This window comes from Myxococcus sp. CA039A (genome assembly GCF_013336645.1).
GTDB lineage: Bacteria > Myxococcota > Myxococcia > Myxococcales > Myxococcaceae > Myxococcus > Myxococcus llanfairpwllgwyngyllgogerychwyrndrobwllllantysiliogogogochensis.
The window spans coordinates 61,593-82,333 of sequence record NZ_JABUMQ010000002.1 but is presented as its reverse complement, the minus strand read 5'-3'; the positions used below and the strand labels follow the sequence as shown (position 1 = coordinate 82,333).

The window sequence follows — 20,741 nt, the reverse complement described above, 5'->3', positions numbered from 1 at the left end:
CTTGCGTCACTCCACCACCGAGAGTGGTCTGCTTTCACGAAGATTGTCATAGCACCGAGACTTTTCCTTTGTACGCTCTCCGTCTAGCCTTGCTGCGCAGGTGCGAGCCGGGTTGTGGGATGGCAGAGCTGCGGAAGAAGCAAGGTCCAGCCTGATGTCGAACACAATGAATACACGTGGGGTCATGACATGCTTCGCATCCAATTGATTGTGTCGTTGACGCTGCTTGTCCTGTCGAAGCCTGCCGCAGCCGAAGCTCTCAGCGTCGTCAATGTCGGTGCACCAGCGATCAACTGTGTCTTCGACACCCGTTGCACGCTGTCTGTCACCGACTCGAGCGCCACCATCCCTCTGCCAGGAACCTCCGGGACCGCGCGCTTGCAGACGCGCACATTCACAGGAGCGACCGGTGCCCCGGCTCAGGGGTACTACGGCTACGAGTACGTGGTCGACCTGACCAATGCCACCGGCATCACCCACATCCCTTGCGTCCAGTCGCTACGAGTCTCCTTCGGTCCTGTGGCCTCCTTTCAGTACAACGGCACGGGGCCGACCGATCAGGTCTATGTCGTGACTTCCGGTGGGAGCGGCACCATCGGGCTCTCCTCCGCCAACAAGGTGGGCAATGAATTCACCTTCACCTTCGCAACCCCGGTTTGCGCTGGAGGAAGTCCCGGGACTGGAAAAAAGAGCTTCTTCTTTGGCCTTGCTTCCGCCTCGGCCCCCACGGCGGTGACCGCGGTGATCGTGAGCAGCGGAACGTCCCTCTCCATCGGGGCGCGCGCCCCCATACACGACAAGTGCACGTCCGGAGTTCCGTTGTCACCGGCTTCCGACCCGTGTGTCTCGTCGGTCTGCACGGCCGACGCGTACTGCTGCAGTTCCTCATGGGACAGCCGTTGTGTGGGCGAGGTCCGAACAGTCTGTGGCAGCCTGACGTGCGCAGAATCGGACGGCACTTGTGCGCATTCGCTCTGCACGCCAGGTGCCTCTCTCGTGAACCACTGTGACAGTGCGAAGGCTGACTGCGTTTCAGCGATCTGCGCGGTCGATCCATTCTGCTGCTCCGTTTCTTGGGACAGCCTCTGTGTAGAAAAGGTCGGGAGCGTCTGCGGCAAGAACTGCGAATGAAGCGACCGTGAATGGACACTGGGGTTTCTGGGTGGCGCCCCAAACGCTCACGGACCCACCACACGAAGTGCGGGAGCGCCACGGAAGCGTGTCCGACCGACGGGTGACGTCCGCCGGATGCTCCCTTCCGCTCGCGCCGCAGGGAGCCGCGCTGTCCGCACTCCCAGGCGCGAAGTGAGGTCCGGTGTGCCAGGTGCTCCCCCTGGCCCATTCCCTCCGTCTCCTCCCGTGACACGGTGATTTTACATCGTCGGATGCCCGGCACCGCACGGCCGTGGGTTGAATCGCGGCCTTCCCGCCACGAGACTTGCGCGCCAGCAGGCAGGTCAGCACCTTCCCGCCGCCCCATCCCCCCAGGAGAGAGTCGCATGCGCATCCTCTCGGTGCCCCTCATCGTCGCCGCCCTCCTCGCTGGTTGCAGCGAGGACCCTGACCCCACGCCAACGCCCCAAGACTCGGGCGTCCCCCAACAGGATTCGGGTGTCCCGCCGGAAGACGCGGGTGTCCCGCCGGAAGACGCGGGTGTCCCGCCGGAAGACGCGGGTGTCCCGCCGGATCCGCTTCCCAGCGGTCCTGAGGTTCCGCAGGGTCCGCCCAACGTGCCCGAGTTCTCTCGAGCCTTCCCCGAGCAGACACGCGCGCCGGCCATTCAATCGAAGACGGCAATCCAGGTCACCGAGATTGCTTCTGGCTTCAGGAACCCCTGGGCCATCGCCTTCCTGCCCGACCAGCGCATGCTCGTGACGGAGAAGGCCACCGGCTCGCTCTACATCGTCACTCCGCAGGGCGCGAAGTCTCCCGCTGTCACGGGGCTGCCCGCCGTGGATGCCCGTGGCCAGGGCGGACTGCTCGACGTGGAGGTCGGTCCCGACTACGCGCAGAGCAAACTCGTCTACTGGACCTATGCCGAGCCACGCCAGGGTGGCAACGGGCTGGCGGTGGCGCGCGCGAAGCTCGTGGAGGAGGGCTCGCAGCCTCGCGTGGAAAACGTTCAGGTCATCTTCCGAATGATGCCGACACTCGAGTCGACGCTGCACTCGGGGGGACGGCTGGTGTTCACCCCCGACGGCAAGCTGTTCGTCACGCTCGGAGAGCGCTCCATCCTCGCGGGCCGGGTGCAGGCGCGGGACGTGAAGAGCCACTTCGGCAAGGTGGTTCGCATCCATCCCGACGGCTCGGTGCCCCAGGACAACCCGTTCGTGAACACCCAGGGCGCGAAGCCCGAAATCTGGTCGGTGGGTCACCGCAACATCCTGTCGGCGGCGCTCGACAGCCAGAACCGGCTGTGGACGGTGGAGATGGGGCCCAAGGGAGGGGATGAGCTCAACCGGCCCGAGGCGGGCAAGGACTATGGCTGGCCCACCATCGGGTATGGCGAGGAGTACTCCGGCGCGCCCATCCACGACAGCCCGCAGGGCCCGGGCATGGAGCAGCCCGTGTACTACTGGGACCCCGTGATTGCCCCCTCGGGGATGGCCATCTACACGGGGACCCTGTTCCCCGAGTGGCGCAACGACATCTTCGTGGGCGGTCTGGTCAGTCAGGCCCTCGTGCGGCTCATGATTCGCAATGACCGCGTGGTGGGCGAGGAGCATCTCCTCAAGGGCCGCAACGAGCGCATCCGCGAGGTGGTGCAGGGGCCCGATGGAGCCCTCTACCTGCTGACCGACGCCACCAATGGCAAGCTGCTCAAGGTCACACCGCGCTGAGGTTTCCGCCCACCGCGGCGGGATTCGCGCTCCCCAAGTGACTGGGTCCTCGGGGAGCGCGTCCCGGCGCCGCGCTGAGAGGGGCGTGGTGGCGACCGGTCGTTTGGCGATTGGCCGTCAGGGGCCTCGCGCGTCAGCCCCTTCCCGGGTGTGTGCGCCTCCGGGGGGCGGTGCGGGTGGGGCTCTGGTAGACGTGGAGGAATGAGTCGACGACGTGCCTCGGAGGAACTCCACGCGCTGCTGGGGGAGCCGGCGCCGGACTGGGAGCGCCTCAGCAAGGTGCTCAAGAAGCTCCCGGTGGACGTGGACCCAATGCTCGCGGCGGGGGCGGCGCTGCAGCTCCTTCCAGCGGACCGCTCGTTCTTCGGGTCCTTCGGGCAGCACTGTCAGCGGTTGCCCGCGCCTGTCATCCGCGCGGTGCTGGAGCGGCTCGCGAGGGATGTGCGTCCGGCGGTCTTCTTCCTGCGCGAGAGCGTGGACCGGGAGGGCTCCGACGAGGCCCTGTGTGCGTCGTGGCGGACAGCGCTCCAGGGGATGCTGGATTTGAATGTGACGTATGGCTGGGGCTCGAAGCAGCGCAAGACGAAGCTCCAGGGGCTGGCGGAGAACCCCGTACTGCTCCAGGCGATCCAGACCGTCGTCGTGGCCAGCGAGGAGGTGTCCCTGGACATGCTGGCGGTGCTGACCATCGACGCGTCCGAGGCGTCGCTCGACGCGCTCATCCCCCATGTCGAGCGGGCGGTGCAGTCTCAGGGGTGGGAGTTGGACAGGCTGGAGGACCTGCGGACCCACGCGCGCTCCACGCCGGCCCTGGATGCCCTGTTCGAGCGGATGGAGGCGCTGCTCCAGGCGCGTCGTGCCCGCTCGCCGGCGCTGGAGCTGGCGCGCGCGCTGGGGTTCGGCGAACTGGACGTCTTCTGGTTCAAGCTCTACGCGACGGGCGGCGAAGAGGGAGACGCGCGGTCGATGACCTACCGCTACCACTGTCATCTGACGGTCGACAGCCGGGCTCCGGTCTGGTTCAGCTTCTCCATGTCCACCTGGGGCCCGGACGGGGAGCCAGGGCGAATCGTGCCGGTCTTCGACTTCGACAGCGAGAGGCTCCAGAACGACACGCTCGGGCTGGGGGCCTGCGAGCCCACGCGGTTCCCCGAGTGGATGGCCCTGGCCGCGAAGCGGCTGCGGAGCGATTGGGACCTCGAGCAGGTGTCGGTCATGAGCAGCCTGAGGGGCCGGCAGCGCACGCGGCTCGTCAAGTGGCTGAGGGGTGAAACTCCTCCTGGGAAATAGGCCGATGATTTCGGCCTGATCCGGCAGTCAATGCACGTGAACCCTCAGCCACGTCCTTGGAGACGCATGGCTGACTCAGGACGGCGCATCGCGGTCCCAGAAATAGAAAGGCCCTCGGAGCTTCCCTGCCGCCGCAAGGTTGCTCCGAAGGCCCCTCTACCGAGCAGATCCCCCGCTCGGGTCACCCACTTCGATTCAAGCTCACAGCATGCTGGCGATGTCCTTCACCGGCTGCGGAGCGGCCTCCGTGTTGGCCAGCGCGCCCGCCGCGCCACCGAGCAGGAGCGAGGCCGGGTTCACCCGGCCCGTCGTGACGGCCCCGAGGACCCCCTCCGCGGCGCCCTTCAGCGTGTTGACGTAGCCCTTGGCCGCGCCCTCGAAGACGCCCTTCGCGCCACCCTCCGAGTTGCCGATGCCCGTCAGCACGTTGCTCACCGCCGGCAGGAACCACAGGTGCTTGCCCGCCTCACCCGCGGCCCACTGGAAGTTGTCCTTGTTGCTCCCGTCCGCCTTGACGTGCGTGTCCTTCGTCGTCGGCAGCTTCTGCTCGCCCAGGAACGAGTAACCCTGCTCGGCGAAGTCCTTCACCATTCCGGCCTCGGTGCCGTGCCGCGCATCACCGCTCTTCGTGATGCCCTCGATGTTGCCGTCACCCTTGCCGTTCTTCACCTTGCTGTCCCGGTCCCCACCGGTCGACGCCTTCGCGCTGTCGATGAACTCCAGCACCTTGGCCAGGCGGAACACCGCGTCCGGGTTCTGCTTCGCGTCCTTCAGGTCCAGCTTGGGGTCGATGCCCGTCTGCTTGCAGAGCTGGTCGAACTTGATGTCCTTCTGACGGCCCAGGTTCTTCAGCGCGGGCGAGTCGTCGACGATCTGCGCCGCCGAGCGCTTGTCCCCGGCCGGGCGCTTGTCATTGGCGCTCGGGATGCCGGAGGACTCCGGCTCGGCCTGCGGCGCGGCGCGCGGCGTGGCCTCACGGGCCGGCGCGAAGTCCCTCAACTGCGGGGGCAGCCCGCGCGGCGCGGGGTTGACGGGCTCCTGGAGCGAGGGCGGAGGAGCGAAGTCCTGGAGTTGCGAGGGCAGCCCACGGGGAGCGAAGTCGACGAGGCCCGGCAGCGAGGGCACCTGCATGCCCTCCAGCATGTTCGGCGTCATCATCGGCGGCGCGGTGGGGAGCCCGAGACCCTGCGGGAGCCCGTCCATCGAGGGTAGGCCCCTCGGCATGGGCGCGTTCATGGGCGAGAGGGTGTCCATCGCAGGCATCCCGCCCATCCGCATGGGGGCGTTCATGGGCGAGAGCTGCTCCATCGACGGCAGTCCTCCGGCCATCATGGGCGAGAGCGCCTGCATCGCGGGCTGTCCTCCGGCCATCATGGGCGAGAACGCCTGCATCGCAGGCAGGGCGGCGCCTGACACATTCGAAAGCGTCTCCATCGCGGGCAGGGCGGCGCCCGACACACTCGAGAGCGCATCCAGCGCGCGCGTGCCCCGACCGCCGGGCGCGGGGTTCCTGCCCTCGAACCCATCCGTCGGCCGCTGCGCCTGCGAGGGCGCACCCGAGGGGTTGCGAACCTTCGCGTCCTGCTGCGCGGGGACAGCGGAGGGCGTCTTCTTCGGAGGGGTGACCGAGGCGGAGTCCGGCGTGTTCTGACGCAGCTTGGAGGGGGAGAGAGACGAGGGCTTGGTCTTGATCATGGGCGTCACCTGTTTCAGGACAGCGATGGGGGACCGTCGCGGCGAGGAGTTCGTCGTCTCGCCCGTGCATTCCCTCATTGCAGCGCGAATGCCAGCCATCCTGTCTCCGCAACCCCGCGACTTCACTGGAGCGGAGTGTTCCACTTGGGCCCCCAGCCGATGACTGCAGTCATCAGGGGACTGGCTCCAGTCATCAGCGCGCACCCGCGACGCCGGACCCCGGAAACACGAAGGGCCGTGTTCCCCTTGAGGAACACGGCCCAGGTGCTCGGCTCCGCGCGTGACGCGTGGCCGGGTTCTTCAGTACGGCCCGCCGCCCACCGCGGAGACGAGGTGGCGGAGCGGTGCTTTCATGCTCTCGACCATGACCGGCTCCGGTTCAACGACCCGACGGGAAGGTGCGCGGTCGCCTCGGCAGGCACGGTAGTCTTGACGCGCCGCCTTCAGACCCGCCAGGTTTCCGTCAATCGTCCTGACGCATACCCCGCACGCACGAGCTTCGCCCAACCACGCTTCGAAGCGCCTCTTCTAGGGAGCCAGTGCGATGAACCATATCAAAGGCTACGCTGTCATCGACGACGAGATGCGAATCGACGGGCTGCGTGTCATCGAGGTGCGTCACGCGCCCGCGCTCGTCTTGCCTACGCATACGCACGACACGGCGAAACTCGGCGTCTTGCTGGCGGGCGGGGGCAGTGAACGGGCCGGGCTCGAGCTCGAGAGCCACACGCCGCTCGCCCTCTTCACGCGTCGACCCTATCGCCCTCACGAAACCCAATACCACGCGCAGGGCGCTCGCTTGCTGTTCGTCCAGATGGACCCCGACGACCGACGGGCGCGCGCCGCAATCGACCCGCCCCGCCTCGATCCCGCTACCGCCCTGCAACTCGGAGGGCACCTGGTGCGGGCGTTCGGCGAGCTCCGCTCGCGCCGGAGCCGTCTCGTACGTGATGCGGCCCACATGATTCTGCACACGCTCAATGAAATGCGCCGACCGCGCCCGCCAGCCTGGCTCGACGAGGCACGCGAGCTCCTCGTGGCGAACATGGTCCGGCCGCCAACGCTGAGAGAACTCGGGCGCGTCGTCGGCGCGCACCCCGTGCATCTCGCGCAATCTTTTCGCGCCCACTGGGGCATGACGACGCGCCACTATTTGCGCGCCCATCGCGTGTTTCGCGCGCTGGAGTTCATCGACCGCGGGGTCGGGCTCGCCGAAGCGGCGGCGGTGGTCGGCTTTGCCGATCAGAGTCATATGACGAGGGCCATTCGCCTCGAGCGGGGCGCCCCGCCGGGGGCGCTGCGACGGCAGTCGCCGACGTGAGACGCGTTCGCGACGGATGGGGCGCGGCCCACGACGCGCGTCAAGCCTCCCTAATCGCGTTCAAGAACCGCAGTACGCCCGCGGGTAACGTGAGCCTTCTGACGGGCCCTTAGGTCACGCCTCGCTCGAGAGGTGCCTGGGCCCAGTCCAACGCACGCGTCACACCAGGAGGGCTTCGCCATGGAGAAATCAATCGCGCGCATCGAACCGACGTGGTTCGGTCGTACAGCCGGGGCGTTCGTGGCCCTCGCGCTCGCCAGCATCACCTCGCAGGCCCACGCCGCGAGCGCGCACAAGGCCGGCGAGGTGGTGATGGAGACCGCGTCGGCGAAAACGGCCGGGGGCGAGACGGTCCGGTTCGAGATAGGCACCCTCTACGTGCCAGAAAACCGGGCCGTCCCGGGCAGCCGCGTCATCGGCATCGGGTTCGCCCGTATCCGTGCGGCACAGCCCACCGGCGCTCCGCCAATCTTCGACATGGCCGGCGGGCCCGGGAGCAGCAATCTCAGAGCCTTTGTCGACGGAGACCCCTACGGACAGGATTTGCTCCAACTCTTCGCAAGGCTCAGCGCCGCGGGCGACGTCGTGGTCGTCGACCAACGCGGCTATTCGAAGCGCGGAGAAGTGCTGGAATTCGCCTGGCCACAGCGACCCCTGGACAGGCCGGGTTCGCCGTCGGCCGACGCCGCGAACATGGTGAAGGCGGCCCGAGAAGCAATCGCGGCCCACCCGGACAAAGACCTCGCCGGGTACACCATCGTTCAGTGCGCCGAAGACGTGAACGATCTGCGGCGGGCCCTTGGGTATGACAAGATCACGCTATTCGCGGAGAGCTTCGGGTCGCAGTGGGCCTTCGCCGTGATGCGGCTTCACCCCGAAATCGTGGCCCGCGCACAGTTGGCGGCCGTCGAGCCGCTCGACTTCGGGTACGACATGCCCTCGCACGTCCTCGCGGCGCTTCAACGCATCGCCTTCGACGCCGACCGAGACCCCGGGCTCGCGCCCTACCTGCCGAAGGGCGGCATCATGACCGCGTTGCGTGCGGTGCGCGACCGCTTCGCGCGCGCGCCGATCACGGTCAAGGTCAAGGACGAGATGACGGGGAGGGTTCAAGATGTGGTGCTCGGGCTCAAAGAGCTTCGCGACTCGCTCGTCGTGCCCGCCCACGTGTGGCCGGCCTTCGTTCTGTCGCTCTATCATGGCCACTATGACGACTGGGCGCGCGAGCTCGTGAAGCAGAGCAAAGACAACCAATTTCCCCTCATCGGCCCGCTGATTGATACGAGCCTGGGGGTGACGACGGCCCGCGAGCACCTGCTTCGAACCGACCTGGGCGGCGATCTCCTGGGCATGGGCGCACTCGACGCGTACACCGCATCGGCGCCGGTCTGGCCAAGCCCGGACGTGGGCGACGACCTGCGGGTGCCGGTGTTGAGTTCCACCCCGGTGCTCTTCATTCACGGCGATTGGGACACGTCTACGCCCGTCGAAAACACACTGAGCATGCTGCCGTATTTTCCGAACAGCCGAACAATCCTGGTGCACCGCGGCAGGCACGGCGCTCGCTATGCCCTTCTCGATCAACAGCCCGCCGCCCGGGCGGCAATCATCGAGTTCCTCAAGACCGGCGACACCCGTGCGGTACCGACCCACGTGACGCTGCCCGCCCCGCCTTTCAGGCGGCCAGCTTTCCCGGCGCCCGAAAAGCCGTCGGGCCCCTAGGCGGAGGAGCCGAGGAGGGCCGCTGACTGCGTACCGGGCCCAGGACTGGGGGCATGCGCTCTGGCGAGTGGACCGGCTTTGAATCCAGGGGCGCGTGCTACCAACCCGCATGGCACGCTACACTTGATGGCGTCGAGCAAGCAGTGCGGCTTCGTGACCGAAGTGTCTGTCATCGGGCGTACCGCATGCTCATGATCGTCATGGAGGACTGCGCTTTCTCAGACAAGGAAAGCAAAGCAGCTTCGTCACGAATTGTTCGCTGGAGACACGCTGCCGAGCGAGAACCGCGAGGGTGAGGCGACTTCAGTGTCTGAGCTGGCGAAGCAGAGCGGGTCTTGGCATTTTCGTTGAACCGTGGCGCCCTTGGTGCCATGAGCATGTGTCATGCCGAGGCTGTTCCCTCCCAGCGAACAAATGATGCCGTTCGTGCCTTCTGTCAGGCTGTTCGCGCCTGGCGAGCAACTGGCGCCCTTCGTGCGTTCGATCATGGTGCTCGAGGGAGGCCAGGAAGGGACGCGCACGTTGCTTCCCGACCCCGGCATCACTCTCGGCATCGCCTTCAGGGGCTCCGCGAGCCAGATTCAGGGGAGCTCCGAGCGCAAGCTCCCAAGCAGCGCCATCTCAGGCATGGGCTCCATCGTGCGCCGGATACGGGCCTCGGCGAACGGGGGGAACGTCCTCGTGACGTTCAAAGAGGCAGGGGCCGCGCAGTTCTTCGCGGAGCCCTTGCACGAGTTCCTTGATACGATTCAGGCACTCGACGATCTGGTGCCACGCGCAGATGTGGATCGCCTCTCGTCCCGCATAGCGGATTCGGAGAATGCCACGGAGCGGTCGGAGCTTGTGGAGCAGTTCTTGTGCGCACGGTTGAGGCCTCGGGAGCCCGATCAGATTGTCGCAGCGGCAGTGCGCGCCATCCGCGAGGCTCACGGCTCGCTTCGGATTGGCGCGCTCGCCAAGTCACTCCACATCAGTCAGGACGCGTTCGAGAAGCGCTTCCGCCGCACTGTCGGCACTTCACCCAAGCACCTTGCGTCCATCATCCGGTTGCGCCAGGTCGTCGACTCCTACCGACCGGGCGTGAGCCTGTCGCGGCTATCCCTCGACGCTGGCTATTGCGATCAATCTCACTTCCACCGTGAATTTCGGGCCGCTGTAGGATGCGCGCCAAACCGCTTCTTCGAGTCGGAAGAGTATTACTGACGCGTTGGGGCGGCGTTGGGTCCACCTTGGCGACAAGCCTGGCGAAGTCCTCCAGTCCGTGCCCGTCTTCTCCTTGATGGAGTCGAATTACGCTTTGAATGACATGCAGTCTCCGGAGGTTAGGGCTTTGCGGCCGGCATCGGCTCGTCGAGGAACGCCGGGACGATGGGCTCCAGGAGATCCGTTCGAGTCAGGATGCTCCAGTGGCTCACACCCGGCAGCACGGCCAGGCGGGAGCTCGGCGGGTTGCCCATCGCGCCGTCTGCCTTACCGCCGCCCAGCACTCCAAGCATCTCGACGAGGTGGGCTGGAGGCATGTTGTCGGTGTCCCCGGCCACGATCAGCGTCGGCGCCTTGAGGGTTCGAAGGGTGTCCGTCCAGTCATACTCTTCCCCAGCCAGCAGCTGCCTCAGCTTGGACACCAGCACGGGCCAATCTCCCGGCCTGGGCGCAACCCTGACATAGGCCTCGTGCGGGGGAGAGCCTGCCAGCGCGTCGGCGTCCATGGAGGCCATCCCAGCCCGGACCTCGGGGTACCAGCCGTTGCTCTTGAAGGGCGCCGAGACGACTACCAGCTTGCGCACCACGCTCGGATGCCGGATGCCCAGCTGAATCGCGACGCCGCCTCCAAGGGAGAAGCCGCAGACGTCCGCGCTCTCGAACCCAAGGTGCTTGATGAGCGCAGCGATGTCGTCCGCCATCAGCTCGTACTTCATCGGGCGATCGATGTCCGCCGTGCGGCCATGGGCCTGGAGCTCCACCGCGATGACCTGCCGGCTCCGGGCGAGCGTCGACAGAAAGGGCTCCGTCGTATCGATGGTAGACAATCCACCGTGGAGCAGCACCACCGGTCTGCCGGTGCCATGAAGCTCGTAGTACAGATTGATGCCGTTCACCGACGCGTAGGCGCCCGGGGTGCGATTCTCCGGGGCCTTGGGGGGCGGGTTTTCAGAGTCGCATCCCGTCACCCAGAGGGTCGAGCAGAGGATGGCCATCACAGCGAGCGTGAACCTGTTCATTGTCTTCATGGGGTTTTCTTGAAGTCCCTGCGGAGTTGAATGTCTCAGTTGAAAACCAGCGATTGCTTGCGAGTTCTTCGGAGTGGCCTTGGCTGCGCCATTCGCCGCCCCCGACTCACTGCGCCTCACGAAAGGGGAGGAGGGAGCGCAATCGCTCATTGCGCAGCCAGAGCCCGACCCACAGGAACGCCGCGAAGTAGACGGGGGAGAGCACATGCGTGAAGAGCGGGCTCTCGACTCGAACGTGGGTCGCGATGGCGCCGCCCAGGTAGCCTGTCCACAGCACCGCGCCGAGCACCGAGGTGCGCGGGAAGAGGTACACCGCGAGGAACACGAGCTGGAGCACTCCCAGTCCTACGACGACGCTCGCGGGGTAGCCGAGCTGGAGGGTGCCCTCCACGAACTGCGGCGCGGAGAGCACCTTGCCTACGGCGTCGAAGATCAGGAAGAGGACGGCGAGGCCGCTCAAGATGCGCCCCGTCCACAGGGCTTTCTTTGAAGCACCGGCAGAGTGGGGGGTTGAAACGGAAGAGGATGAAGCGGCGTGGACTGCGGTCAAGGGGGCTCCGTGAGGGGGTAATCGGTCTCGATGCATGGACTTGCCAGCCCCACCGAAATCATCGGCTGGCCGCAAAGAAGTATTCGTTGGCCCGCCATGGGTCTTGAACAAATTCATTGAACTGCTCTCTTCACTGCTCAATCACTCGCCTCCAACTCGAAGGGTCTCCGAACTGGAATGGCGTTGTGCGTGGAAGGAGCGCTGCCAGGTTTCCGTCAATCGCCCCGAAGGGCGAGGGACAGATTTTCAGTCCGGACCTAAGGACGGGGGACAGCCCCGCATACCTCACGGGGTTGCCTGCCAAGGAGCGGCGGATGTTCAACCCACGGGACTTCAACTCTCGCGAGCTCAGGGTCCGGGACACCGTCACCGTGGCCCTGGGCGGTTCGCGGTCCCTTCCGGAGGTCCTTGAAGCGACTCGAGCGCCGCTTCTCGAGTTCGTCCAGGCCGACTCCATGGCCCTGTGCCTCATGCGCGTCGCGCCTTCGCTCGACTTCCGATGGCACGTCCCCGGCCACCCCATCCCGATACTCAAGGAGTACGCCGGACTGGTCGACCATGACTTCCTCCGGGCCCCCATCCTCGCCCAGCCCGAAGTGCCCACCTGCGACACGCAGCTGCTCTCCCGCGGGGAGTACGAACGAACCCTCGTCTACCAACGCAGCGTGGAGCTTGAGCTGCCTCTGGAGCACATCATGGCCGTCCTCGTGCCCATCCGCCCCGGCGTCGTCGGCGCCTTCGCGTTCTACCGGCACACGCGGTCCGCCTTCTCCTCCCAGAGCATCACCGCGCTCTCCAGCCTCACCAGGCACCTGGCCAACTCCGTGGGCAACTGCCAGGACTACCAGGACCTGACCGCCCGCACCCAACTGCTCCAGGAGCTCTTCCAACGCAAGGACTCCGCCTTCCTCATCCTGGAGCCTCCCACGCGTGAGGTATTCCGCTCCCCGCACGCCACGGCCCTGCTGGAGCGCTGGTTCACCCCTTCGGACGTACACGCCTCCGGCCTCCCTCGCGTCCTCAAGGAGCGACTGGACGCCCTGGTTCGGATGGACTTGGACTCGCGGCTCGGAAGGACTTTGTGGGTCATCAATCATCCCGAGGGCTACCGCACGTGCCGGTTCGTCGAGCTACCCGCCAGTGACGGCCCCCGCCAATGGGCCCTCCTGCTGACCGAGTTTCCCCACTCCATCCCGCTCCCCTTGCACATGCAGCGCGAGCTCACGCCCCGCGAGCTCGACATCGCGAGGGGTGTGCTTCGAAACTGGTCCAACGGGCAGATCGCCGATGAACTCAAGATCTCGGGCCAGACGGTGAAGACCCACGTGCGTAACCTCTTCGGCAAGCTGGGCGTCGATGGTCGCGCCGATTTCCTCTACCAGGCAGCCCTCCTCAACAGGCCCGTGTGAGGCGTCCTCCCGAAGGCCAGGGTTCGAACGGGAGGTTCCCCCAGCCTGCGTGCGGTTGTCTCTACCCCGCGAGGGGTAGGGTGGAGGCTCCGACCTCACGGAAGATGCACGGGTAGACGCTCCGGGCGATGCGGGCCGAGAAGAGGATGGCCTCCTGGTCCTCGGGCTCCGTCAATCGCTCGAGAAGCCGCGCCATCTCCGCCACGTGGTCGCCATCCAGTGCCCCGTGGCTGCGCAGGAACGTCACGGACTTGTGGATGTTGGGAATGGCGGACACCTCCTTCAGTCGCCGGGCCCACACGCCCGCCCGCGTCTGCGACAGGTACTCCAGCACGTACGCGGTCCCCAACACCGCCGTCGGCACGCCCGCGCGGGACGTGAAGAAGTTCCACCCTGTATAGGCCTCCACCGCCGGACTCCGCACCGCCGTCTCCACGGACTCCTCCGAGCACCCCAGGTTCTTCAGGTCCGACAACAGCCACCGGTCGTGCCCCCGCTCCTCCTCCCCCTTCTGGATCAGCAACTGCGCCAACTCCGGGTGCCGTCCCAGCCGCTTCAGCCGCTCGCCCGCCTCGCCGAGGATCGGCGTGCTCCATCGGGCGTAGTGGTAGGTCTGGACGAGGTAGTGGATGTAGCCCGCGGCATCGAGGGAGCCCTCGAAGAGGCGGTGGCCGTCGGGCCGCGCATCCACCGCCGCCACCAGCCCTCGCGCCTCCGCGTCCAGCGCCGCCAACCAATTCGCTCCCGCGTGATTCTTCGCCTGTGTTCGCACGTACGTCTCCTGTCCGGTGCCCATGGGGCTCCCGGTCGCCGCGTGTTGAAGGTGAAAGGAAGGGAACAGCCGCCCCGGTCTAGGCGGCGGGACTCATGCCGTTTTCCATCGCGTGGAAGCGCGCCACGGAGTCCGCCGGAATTTCATCGAGCACCATGACGAGCGGCAGCGTGAACCACTGGAAATACGTGTCGTAGAGCGGCTCCGCGATGAAGCGCGCCCCCATCGTCCTGGCGAAGAGCGAGGGCGCCCTGGGCAGCCGCAGTCCGTCCAACAGCCCCTGCGCCGCCTGTGCCCGTTCTTCGGGCGTGTAGAAGGGACTGCGGGGCCGCACCGGGGCCCTACACGGGTCGGTCACGGCCACGCGCCAGTGAGGACTCAGCCATCCCCGGTGGGCCGCCACCTGCCAGGAGAGGAGCGCGTCCTCGGGCGAGTCCGTCTCCAGGTTCGCGGACGCAATCCAGTGCGTCACTCCGCGCCGCCGGCTCTCCGCGTACATGCCCGCCTGCAGCCACGTGACGGCCTCCGAGCGCCGCCACTTCGGCAACACGCAGAAGCGCGAGGGTTCCGCGAACAGCCTTCCCGGCTGGAGCAGACCCGAGAGGTCCACTCGCTGCTCCAGCTCGAGCCCCACCTTCCCACCCAGGTTCGCCGCCACCTCCGCGTTGGGCAACGCGACTCGCATGGTCGCCACCGGCTCGTCGCCGGCATGGACGAGCACATGCACCGTGGTGTCGAGCGTGTCGACGCACGTCACCTCCCGCCGAGACAGCGCGGACTGCTCGGGCAGCAATCCCAGTTCTCCGCCGAAGACAGCCCAGCGGATGCGAGCCACGTCATCGAGCTCCCGCTGGGTCGCGGCAACACGCCAGCGCCATTGCCTGCACGTCATGGGTACTCTCCTGGTAGCGAAGCGGGCCGGTGTCTCACCGCCCTCGCACGTCCTTTCGTCGCGGGTGACTCGAGTTCGACCGCGGCCCCGAGACAGGCCTCGCGAGCCGCTGCGCACGTGCTCCGCTCCAGCGGCTAACAGTTCGCCCCATCACAACGGCGTCCAGGTCTCTCCAAGCCGTTGACGGGTTCAGAGCCCACAACGAATGGAGAACATGCACATGACGCAGTGGAAGCGAGTCCTCACGTGGCTGCCGCGTCGGACCTCCATGTCCGAGTCGCGGCAGCCACCTCACGTGCCTGCTCAGCGCGAGGACTTCAGCGCATCCCGCAGTCGCTCGGCCAGGGTTTGCACGCCGGGCTCACGCAGCAGTCCGTAGTGGTCTCCCTTCACCGGGTGACGCTCCAGTCCTTCACCGATGAGCGCGGACCAGCCGCCATCCGTGGGCAGCTCCGCGTCGTGCTCGGTGGCCTTGAACAGCACCGCGCGCGTGGACAGCGGCTTCGCCACGTAGCGACGCGCGGCACCCAGGTTCGCCTCGAACACCCGCAGCAGGGACTTCAGTTGTTCGGGGTCCGTTCCGGGAGGAAGGACTCCCGCTTGGGTGCCCGCCGCGAGCAGGTGCTCCAGGACCGCGTCCGGCTCCAGCGCCGCGAGCGCGCCGAAGTCGAGAGCGAGGTTCGTCAGCGACGCCCCGAGCAAATCTCTCGCGAACATGCCGACCACCTGCAACCGATCCAACTCCGACGGCTCCTGGGCCCGCGTCACATCCGGGGCGTAGCTGTCGATGAGCGCGAGCAGCTCCACCTGCTCCCCCTGCGCGCGGAGCTGCTGGGTCATCTCGTAGGCGATGACGCCGCCGAGCGACCAGCCTCCCAACAGGTAGGGCCCCGAGGGTTGGACCTCACGCATCGCCGTCACATAGGCCTGGGCCATCTCCTCGACGGTGCCTCGCGGTGCGGCTTCCCCGTTCACGCCCCGCGCCTGGAGGCCGATGAAGGGACGCTCCGCTCCGAGTCGACGGGCCAGTTCGGCGTAGGCGAGGACGTTGCCTCCCACGGGGTGCACGCAGAAGAACGGCGTCTTCCCGCCAGGGCGCGGGGCTCCGAAGGGCACCACGGTGGACGGGGTGAGAGGGGCGTTGTCGCTGAGCAGGACCGCGAGCTGCTCCACCGTGGGCGCCTGGAAGAGCGCGGCCAGCGGAACCGGGCGGCCCACCGCCTCGCTCACCGCCGCCATGAGGCGCACGGCCATCAGCGAGTGACCACCCAGCTCGAAGAAGTTGGCGCGGACTCCGACGGCGCGGACTCCGAGCACCTCTTCCCAGATGCGCACCAGCCGCAGCTCCAGAGGTGTCCTCGGCGGCAGCGCGGACTCCGTTCCGGACGCATCGACGGACGGTTCCGGCAGGGCCCGCGTGTCCACCTTGCCGTTGAGCGTCAGCGGCAGGGCGGGCAGGGCGACGAAGGCGGACGGCACCATGTACTCGGGCAGGCGCTGCTGGAGCCACGTTCTCAGCGTGGCCACATCCGGCGCGGGCGGCGTCGAGGCCACGACGTAGGCCACGAGCCTCTTGTCTCCCGCGCCATCGTCTCGCGTCACCACGACCGCGTCTCGCAGGGACTCGTGCTCGCGCAAGACCGCGGCGATCTCGCCGGGTTCGACCCGGAAGCCGCGCACCTTCACCTGGAAGTCCATGCGTCCGATGAACTCCATGCGGCCATCCGCGAGCCACCGGACCCGGTCTCCCGTGCGGTACATGCGTGCCTCGCTCGCCGTGCTGAACGGGTCCGCGAGGAAGCGCTCCGCCGTCAGCTCGGGACGCCCGAAGTAGCCTCGGGCCACCTGGGGGCCACCCACGTACAGCTCACCGGGCATCCCCACGGGGACGGGCCGCAGGCCCGCGTCCAGCACGTACAGGCGCGTCTGTCCCAAGGCCCGACCGAGCGGGACCTGCGCGGGGGCCTTGTCACCGGGCGGCAGCTCCACCCGCCCCGCGAGGACACCCACCGTCGTCTCCGTCGGCCCGTAGTGATTGAAGACCTCGCACTCCGGCGCGAGCGCGTGGACCTTCTCCAGCAGGGCCCACGACGACGACTCGCCGCCCAGCACCAATCGCTTGCGCGGAAGGACACGTCGCGGCTCCGGCACCGACAGCAACGCGGCCAGATGCGACGGGACGATCTTCACGCAGTCCACCGCGTGGCGCTGGAAGTACTCGGCCACCCCCTCCGGACTTCGTGCCCGCTCCTGAGTCAACACGTGCAGCAGCCCACCCGTGACGAGCGCGGGGAACAGCACCGTGTTGCCCAGGTCCGCGGCGAAGGTGGAGACCATCGCGAAGCTCGCGCACTCGGTCAGCCGCAGTCGGTCGATGGCCGCGTGCACGTAGCTCATGAGCTGGCCGTGCGGCACCGCGACGCCCTTGGGCCGACCCGTGCTGCCCGACGTGAAGAGCACGTAGGCCAGGTGCTCCAGGCCGACCTCGACTCCCGTCGCGTGGACAGGCTGTTTCGCGAGCAGCGCCGCGTCCTCATCCATCCGCACGCACCGGACGTCGAGTCCGTCGAAGGCACCCGCGAGGCGCGCCTCCGTCACGACGATGGGTGCGGACACTTCTTCCACGAGGCCGCGCAGGCGCGCCGCGGGCTGTGACGGCTCCAGCGGGACGTAGGCCGCTCCCGCCTTGTGGACCGCGAGCAGCGCGGCGACCACCTCCACGCCACGCTCCAGGCACAGGGCCACGGGCACATCCGGCCCGGCACCCAACGCGCGCAGGTGATGCGCGAGCTGATTGGCGCGTTGGTCGAGCTGCCGGTAGCTCCACGCCTGGTCCTCGCAGCGAAGCGCTGGGGCTTCGGGAGTTCGTGCGGCCTGCTGCTCGAAGAGGCGATGGAAGGGATGCCCCGGCTGCACACTCGCTTCGACCGAGGGGGCGTCCAGGAGCAGTCGCTTCCGCTCGTCATCCGTGAGCAGCGAGAGCGTGGCCAGCGGGGCATCCGGCGTGGCGAGCGCGCGCTCCAGCAGGTGCTGGAAGTGGTGCATGAGGCGCTCGGCGGTGGCCGGCTCGAACAGGTCGGTGCTGAAGACGAGACCGCCCTGGTAGCCGTCGGTCGCTCGGACCATGTGGAGATTGAGCTCGAACTTGGTCGAGCTGTGCTCCACGTCCACGCTCTTGAGCGTCAGGTCCGACAGCGCGACTTCGGGAGTCGGTGCGTTCTGGAGCACGAACATGGCCTGGAACAGGGGCGTCCGGCCCAGGTCCCGCGCGGGCTGGAGTTCTTCCACCAGTCGCTCGAACGGGAGGTCCTGGTGCTCATAGGCGCCGAGTGTCGTGTCACGCACCTGGGCCAGCAGACCTCGGAAGGTCAGCTCCGGCGTGAAGCGTGCGCGCAGCGCCAGGGTGTTGATGAAGACACCCAGCATGCCCTCGGTCTGTGCATGTCGACGGCCCGCGATGGGCGAGCCGACCACCACGTCGTCCTGTCCCGAGTACCGCTGGAGCAGGGCCTGGAACGCGGCCAGGAGCAGCATGAAGGGCGTGACCTTCTCGCGGCGGGTCGCCGCGTCCACCGCGTCGCTCAGCGCGGGAGACAGTCGCAGGGACGCCAGTCCGCCATGGGACGAGAGCGCGGCCGGACGAGGCTTGTCCGTGGGCAGCTCCAGCGCGGGGGCGGCGCCATCGAGGTGACGCTTCCACCACCCGAGCTGCTCACTCAGCGCCTCACCCTTGAGCCAGCCTCGCTGCCACACCGCGTAGTCGGCGTACTGCACCGGCAGCTCCGGCAAGGGCGACGGCGCTCCTCGCTGGAAGGCCTCGTAGAGCTGGGTCAGCTCACGCACCAGTACGCCCATGGACCAACCGTCCGAGACAATGTGGTGCATGCACACGAGCAGGACGTGCTCCGTCGGCGTGACGTGCAGCACGGTGACTCGCAGCAGGGGACCCGCGGCCAGGTCGAACGGACCGAGCGCGTCCTCAGTGGAGAGGCGGAGCACTTCGGCCTCACGCTGCTCGGGAGGCAGCTTCATCAGGTCCACCGCGTTGAACGGCGGAGTTGCCGTCGCATGGATGACCTGTCGCGGCTCGCCGCCCTCCATCGTGAAGGTCGTGCGCAGTGACTCGTGACGCTGGACCAGCGCGTCGAAGGCACGCTGGAGCGACGTCAGGTTCACCGGGCCCAGGAGCTTGAGCGCCCAGGGGATGTTGTAGTGCGCCTGTCCGGGCTGGAGCTGGTCCAGGAACCACAATCGCTGCTGCGCGAAGGACAGCGGGAGCGCGCCTCCTCGCGGCACGGGCACCAGCGGCGGCAGCACCGCGAGCCCTCGTTCCATGGACAGCCCGCGCTGGAGATGCTCCGCGAGCCCCGCCAGCGTGGGGGACTCGAAGAGTGTACGGACGCCCAGCTCCAGGCCCAGCTCCGCGCGGATGCGCGCCACCAGTCGGGTCGCCATCAGCGAGTGGCCGCCCAGCTCGAAGAAGCTGTCGTGACGGCCCACGCGGGGGACCTGGAGCAGCTCCGTCCACAGCTCCGCCAGTCTCGACTCGAACGGGGTCGCGGGCGGCTCGTGCGCCCTCCCCATATCGAAGCCAGACGCGTCCGGCACCGGCAGGGCCTTGCGGTCCACCTTGCCGTGCGTCGTCTGCGGCAGCGCGGACAGGTACATGACGTGCGCGGGCACCATGTACTCAGGCAGCCGTTGCCGCAGCCACGCTCTCGGCTCCTCACCGGTGAGGGCCTTGCCGTCGGCCGTGACGACGTAGGCGACCAGGCGCTTGTCGCCGGGCACATCCTCCCGGACGACGACGGCCACCTCGCGCACCTCGGGATGCGCGCGCAGGGCGGATTCGACTTCACCCAGCTCGATGCGGAAGCCACGCACCTTCACCTGGAGGTCGATGCGTCCCAGGAAGCGGAGCGCGCCGTCCTGCGTCCAGCACACGCGGTCTCCCGTGCGATAGAGGCGCTCTCCCGGCGTGGTGGCGAAGGGATGCGGAACGAAGCGCTCGGCGGTGAGCGCCGGACGTCCCTGATAGCCACGTGCCAGGCCCGGGCCTCCGATGAACAGCTCGCCGGGCACGCCCACCGGGACGGGCCGCAGCGACGCATCCAGGACGTAGACCTGGGTGTTCGGAATGGGCCGGCCAATGGGGACGGAGTCGCCCAGGGGCTCGCCCGGTGGCAGCGCCTGTTGCGTCGTCACCACGGTGACTTCCGTGGGGCCATACGCGTTGGTGAGCGCGAGCCCACGCGCCAATCGCTCGCGAGCCCTGGGGACGGGCAGCACGTCGCCACCCACCCACAGCCGGGGCAGTCGGGACAGGGCCTCCGGCTCATGCTGCTGCATGACGTCGAAGAGGGCGGTGGCCAGCAGCGCGGTGGTGACGTGGTGCTCGTCGATGACGCGGGCCAGCTCCGTCACCTCCGGTGTCACCGGCGGGTACACGGCGAGCCGCGCCCCCGTGAGCAGCGCGCTCCAGATCTCCAGCGCCGTCGGGTCGAACGTCAGCGGAGCCACCTGGAGGATGACCTCGCCCGGCTCGCGAGACGCGAAGCCCATACCGGAGACGAGGCGCAGCACGCCCCGGTGGGTGATGGCCACGCCCTTGGGCGTTCCCGTGGAGCCCGACGTGTACGTGACGTACGCGAGACTGTCCGAAGCCAGCGGCACGGAGAGTGGCTCCGCGGACTGGCTCTCGATGCGTCCCCCGTCGGTATCGAGCGCCACCACGGGCCAGGCACCCGAGGGCAGCACGCCCTGGACCGCGCCCACGGTGAGGACACCGGCGACGCTGGAGTCCTTGAGCATGAAGGCGATGCGCCGTGACGGATGGCTCGAATCGAGCGGGACGTAGCAGCCGCCGGCTTTGAGGATGCCGAGCAGCGCCACGTACAGCTCCAGGCTCCGCGGAATGCACACGGCGAGGCGCGGCTCCTGCCCCAAGCCGAGGGACAGCAAGTGTCGAGCGAGCTGGTTCGAGCGCGCGTCGAGTTCCGCATAGGTGAGGTGCTGGCCC

The 20,741-nt window shown here is 67.7% G+C and carries 13 protein-coding genes (1 of these 13 only partly in view); 7 read left to right on the top strand and 6 right to left on the bottom strand.

All coding sequences use genetic code 11. The annotated features are described in order from the left end of the window. The first annotated feature begins 189 nt into the window (after window positions 1–189). From HR086_RS00545 to HR086_RS00535, 3 genes are all read left to right on the top strand, one after another. Window positions 190–1,131, top strand: coding sequence for a hypothetical protein (locus HR086_RS00545; protein ID WP_174464531.1), 942 nt, complete (start codon window positions 190–192; stop codon window positions 1,129–1,131). Window positions 1,132–1,499: 368 nt separating this feature from the next. Further along, window positions 1,500–2,840: a PQQ-dependent sugar dehydrogenase gene (locus tag HR086_RS00540; protein WP_174463809.1), complete on the top strand. Its 1,341-nt coding sequence runs from the start codon at window positions 1,500–1,502 to the stop codon at window positions 2,838–2,840. Window positions 2,841–3,041: 201 nt separating this feature from the next. Further along, the gene (locus tag HR086_RS00535; protein ID WP_174464530.1) at window positions 3,042–4,130 is read left to right on the top strand and encodes a hypothetical protein; all 1,089 of its coding nucleotides are present in this window, start codon (window positions 3,042–3,044) and stop codon (window positions 4,128–4,130) included. A gap of 201 nt (window positions 4,131–4,331) precedes the next feature. On the opposite strand, the gene HR086_RS47920 is transcribed toward HR086_RS00535, so the two are convergent. Beyond that, window positions 4,332–5,825 (bottom strand): hypothetical protein, encoded by a 1,494-nt coding sequence (locus HR086_RS47920; RefSeq protein ID WP_217441638.1) that lies wholly within the window; start codon window positions 5,823–5,825, stop codon window positions 4,332–4,334. Window positions 5,826–6,369: 544 nt separating this feature from the next. Between HR086_RS47920 and HR086_RS00525 the strand changes: the two genes are divergently transcribed. From HR086_RS00525 to HR086_RS00515, 3 genes are all read left to right on the top strand, one after another. Continuing rightward, window positions 6,370–7,146, top strand: coding sequence for an AraC family transcriptional regulator (locus HR086_RS00525; protein ID WP_174464529.1), 777 nt, complete (start codon window positions 6,370–6,372; stop codon window positions 7,144–7,146). Between the two features lie 180 nt (window positions 7,147–7,326). Then, window positions 7,327–8,868, top strand: coding sequence for an alpha/beta hydrolase (locus tag HR086_RS00520; RefSeq protein ID WP_174464528.1), 1,542 nt, complete (start codon window positions 7,327–7,329; stop codon window positions 8,866–8,868). A 384-nt stretch (window positions 8,869–9,252) separates the two neighbouring features. Further along, window positions 9,253–10,071, top strand: a complete 819-nt coding sequence (locus HR086_RS00515) for an AraC family transcriptional regulator (protein ID WP_174464527.1) — start codon at window positions 9,253–9,255, stop codon at window positions 10,069–10,071. Between the two features lie 119 nt (window positions 10,072–10,190). On the opposite strand, the gene HR086_RS00510 is transcribed toward HR086_RS00515, so the two are convergent. Both HR086_RS00510 and HR086_RS00505 read right to left on the bottom strand, forming a co-directional pair. Then, entirely contained in the window at window positions 10,191–11,099 is a 909-nt protein-coding gene (locus HR086_RS00510; RefSeq protein WP_217441636.1) for an alpha/beta fold hydrolase, read from the bottom strand. A 106-nt stretch (window positions 11,100–11,205) separates the two neighbouring features. Next, window positions 11,206–11,559, bottom strand: a complete 354-nt coding sequence (locus tag HR086_RS00505; RefSeq protein ID WP_305794038.1) for a DoxX family protein — start codon at window positions 11,557–11,559, stop codon at window positions 11,206–11,208. Between the two features lie 404 nt (window positions 11,560–11,963). On the opposite strand from HR086_RS00505, the gene HR086_RS00500 reads away from it, so the two are divergent. Then, a complete protein-coding gene (locus HR086_RS00500; RefSeq protein WP_174464525.1) occupies window positions 11,964–13,058 on the top strand; it encodes a helix-turn-helix transcriptional regulator in 1,095 nt (364 codons plus the stop codon). A 61-nt stretch (window positions 13,059–13,119) separates the two neighbouring features. On the opposite strand, the gene HR086_RS00495 is transcribed toward HR086_RS00500, so the two are convergent. From HR086_RS00495 to HR086_RS00485, 3 genes are all read right to left on the bottom strand, one after another. Further along, entirely contained in the window at window positions 13,120–13,854 is a 735-nt protein-coding gene (locus HR086_RS00495) for an iron-containing redox enzyme family protein (protein ID WP_174455530.1), read from the bottom strand. A gap of 55 nt (window positions 13,855–13,909) precedes the next feature. Continuing rightward, entirely contained in the window at window positions 13,910–14,722 is an 813-nt protein-coding gene (locus HR086_RS00490) for a GNAT family N-acyltransferase (RefSeq protein WP_174455529.1), read from the bottom strand. A 303-nt stretch (window positions 14,723–15,025) separates the two neighbouring features. After that, window positions 15,026–20,741, bottom strand: partial view of a non-ribosomal peptide synthase/polyketide synthase gene (locus HR086_RS00485; protein ID WP_174464524.1) — the final stretch only. It continues 40,976 nt past the right edge of the window; 5,716 of the gene's 46,692 nt are visible here — the last part of the coding sequence; its start codon lies beyond the right edge, outside the window — the gene reads right to left on this strand; the stop codon is at window positions 15,026–15,028.

Bases quoted from the DNA above. Each gene is read 5' to 3' on its own strand.
- HR086_RS00545 (WP_174464531.1), top strand. From the start codon at position 190: ATGCTTCGCATCCAATTGATTGTGTCGTTGACGCTGCTTGTCCTGTCG.
- HR086_RS00540 (WP_174463809.1), top strand. From the start codon at position 1,500: ATGCGCATCCTCTCGGTGCCCCTCATCGTCGCCGCCCTCCTCGCTGGT.
- HR086_RS00535 (WP_174464530.1), top strand. From the start codon at position 3,042: ATGAGTCGACGACGTGCCTCGGAGGAACTCCACGCGCTGCTGGGGGAG.
- HR086_RS47920 (WP_217441638.1), bottom strand. From the start codon at position 5,825: ATGATCAAGACCAAGCCCTCGTCTCTCTCCCCCTCCAAGCTGCGTCAG.
- HR086_RS00525 (WP_174464529.1), top strand. From the start codon at position 6,370: ATGAACCATATCAAAGGCTACGCTGTCATCGACGACGAGATGCGAATC.
- HR086_RS00520 (WP_174464528.1), top strand. From the start codon at position 7,327: ATGGAGAAATCAATCGCGCGCATCGAACCGACGTGGTTCGGTCGTACA.
- HR086_RS00515 (WP_174464527.1), top strand. From the start codon at position 9,253: ATGCCGAGGCTGTTCCCTCCCAGCGAACAAATGATGCCGTTCGTGCCT.
- HR086_RS00510 (WP_217441636.1), bottom strand. From the start codon at position 11,099: ATGAAGACAATGAACAGGTTCACGCTCGCTGTGATGGCCATCCTCTGC.
- HR086_RS00500 (WP_174464525.1), top strand. From the start codon at position 11,964: ATGTTCAACCCACGGGACTTCAACTCTCGCGAGCTCAGGGTCCGGGAC.
- HR086_RS00495 (WP_174455530.1), bottom strand. From the start codon at position 13,854: ATGGGCACCGGACAGGAGACGTACGTGCGAACACAGGCGAAGAATCAC.
- HR086_RS00490 (WP_174455529.1), bottom strand. From the start codon at position 14,722: ATGACGTGCAGGCAATGGCGCTGGCGTGTTGCCGCGACCCAGCGGGAG.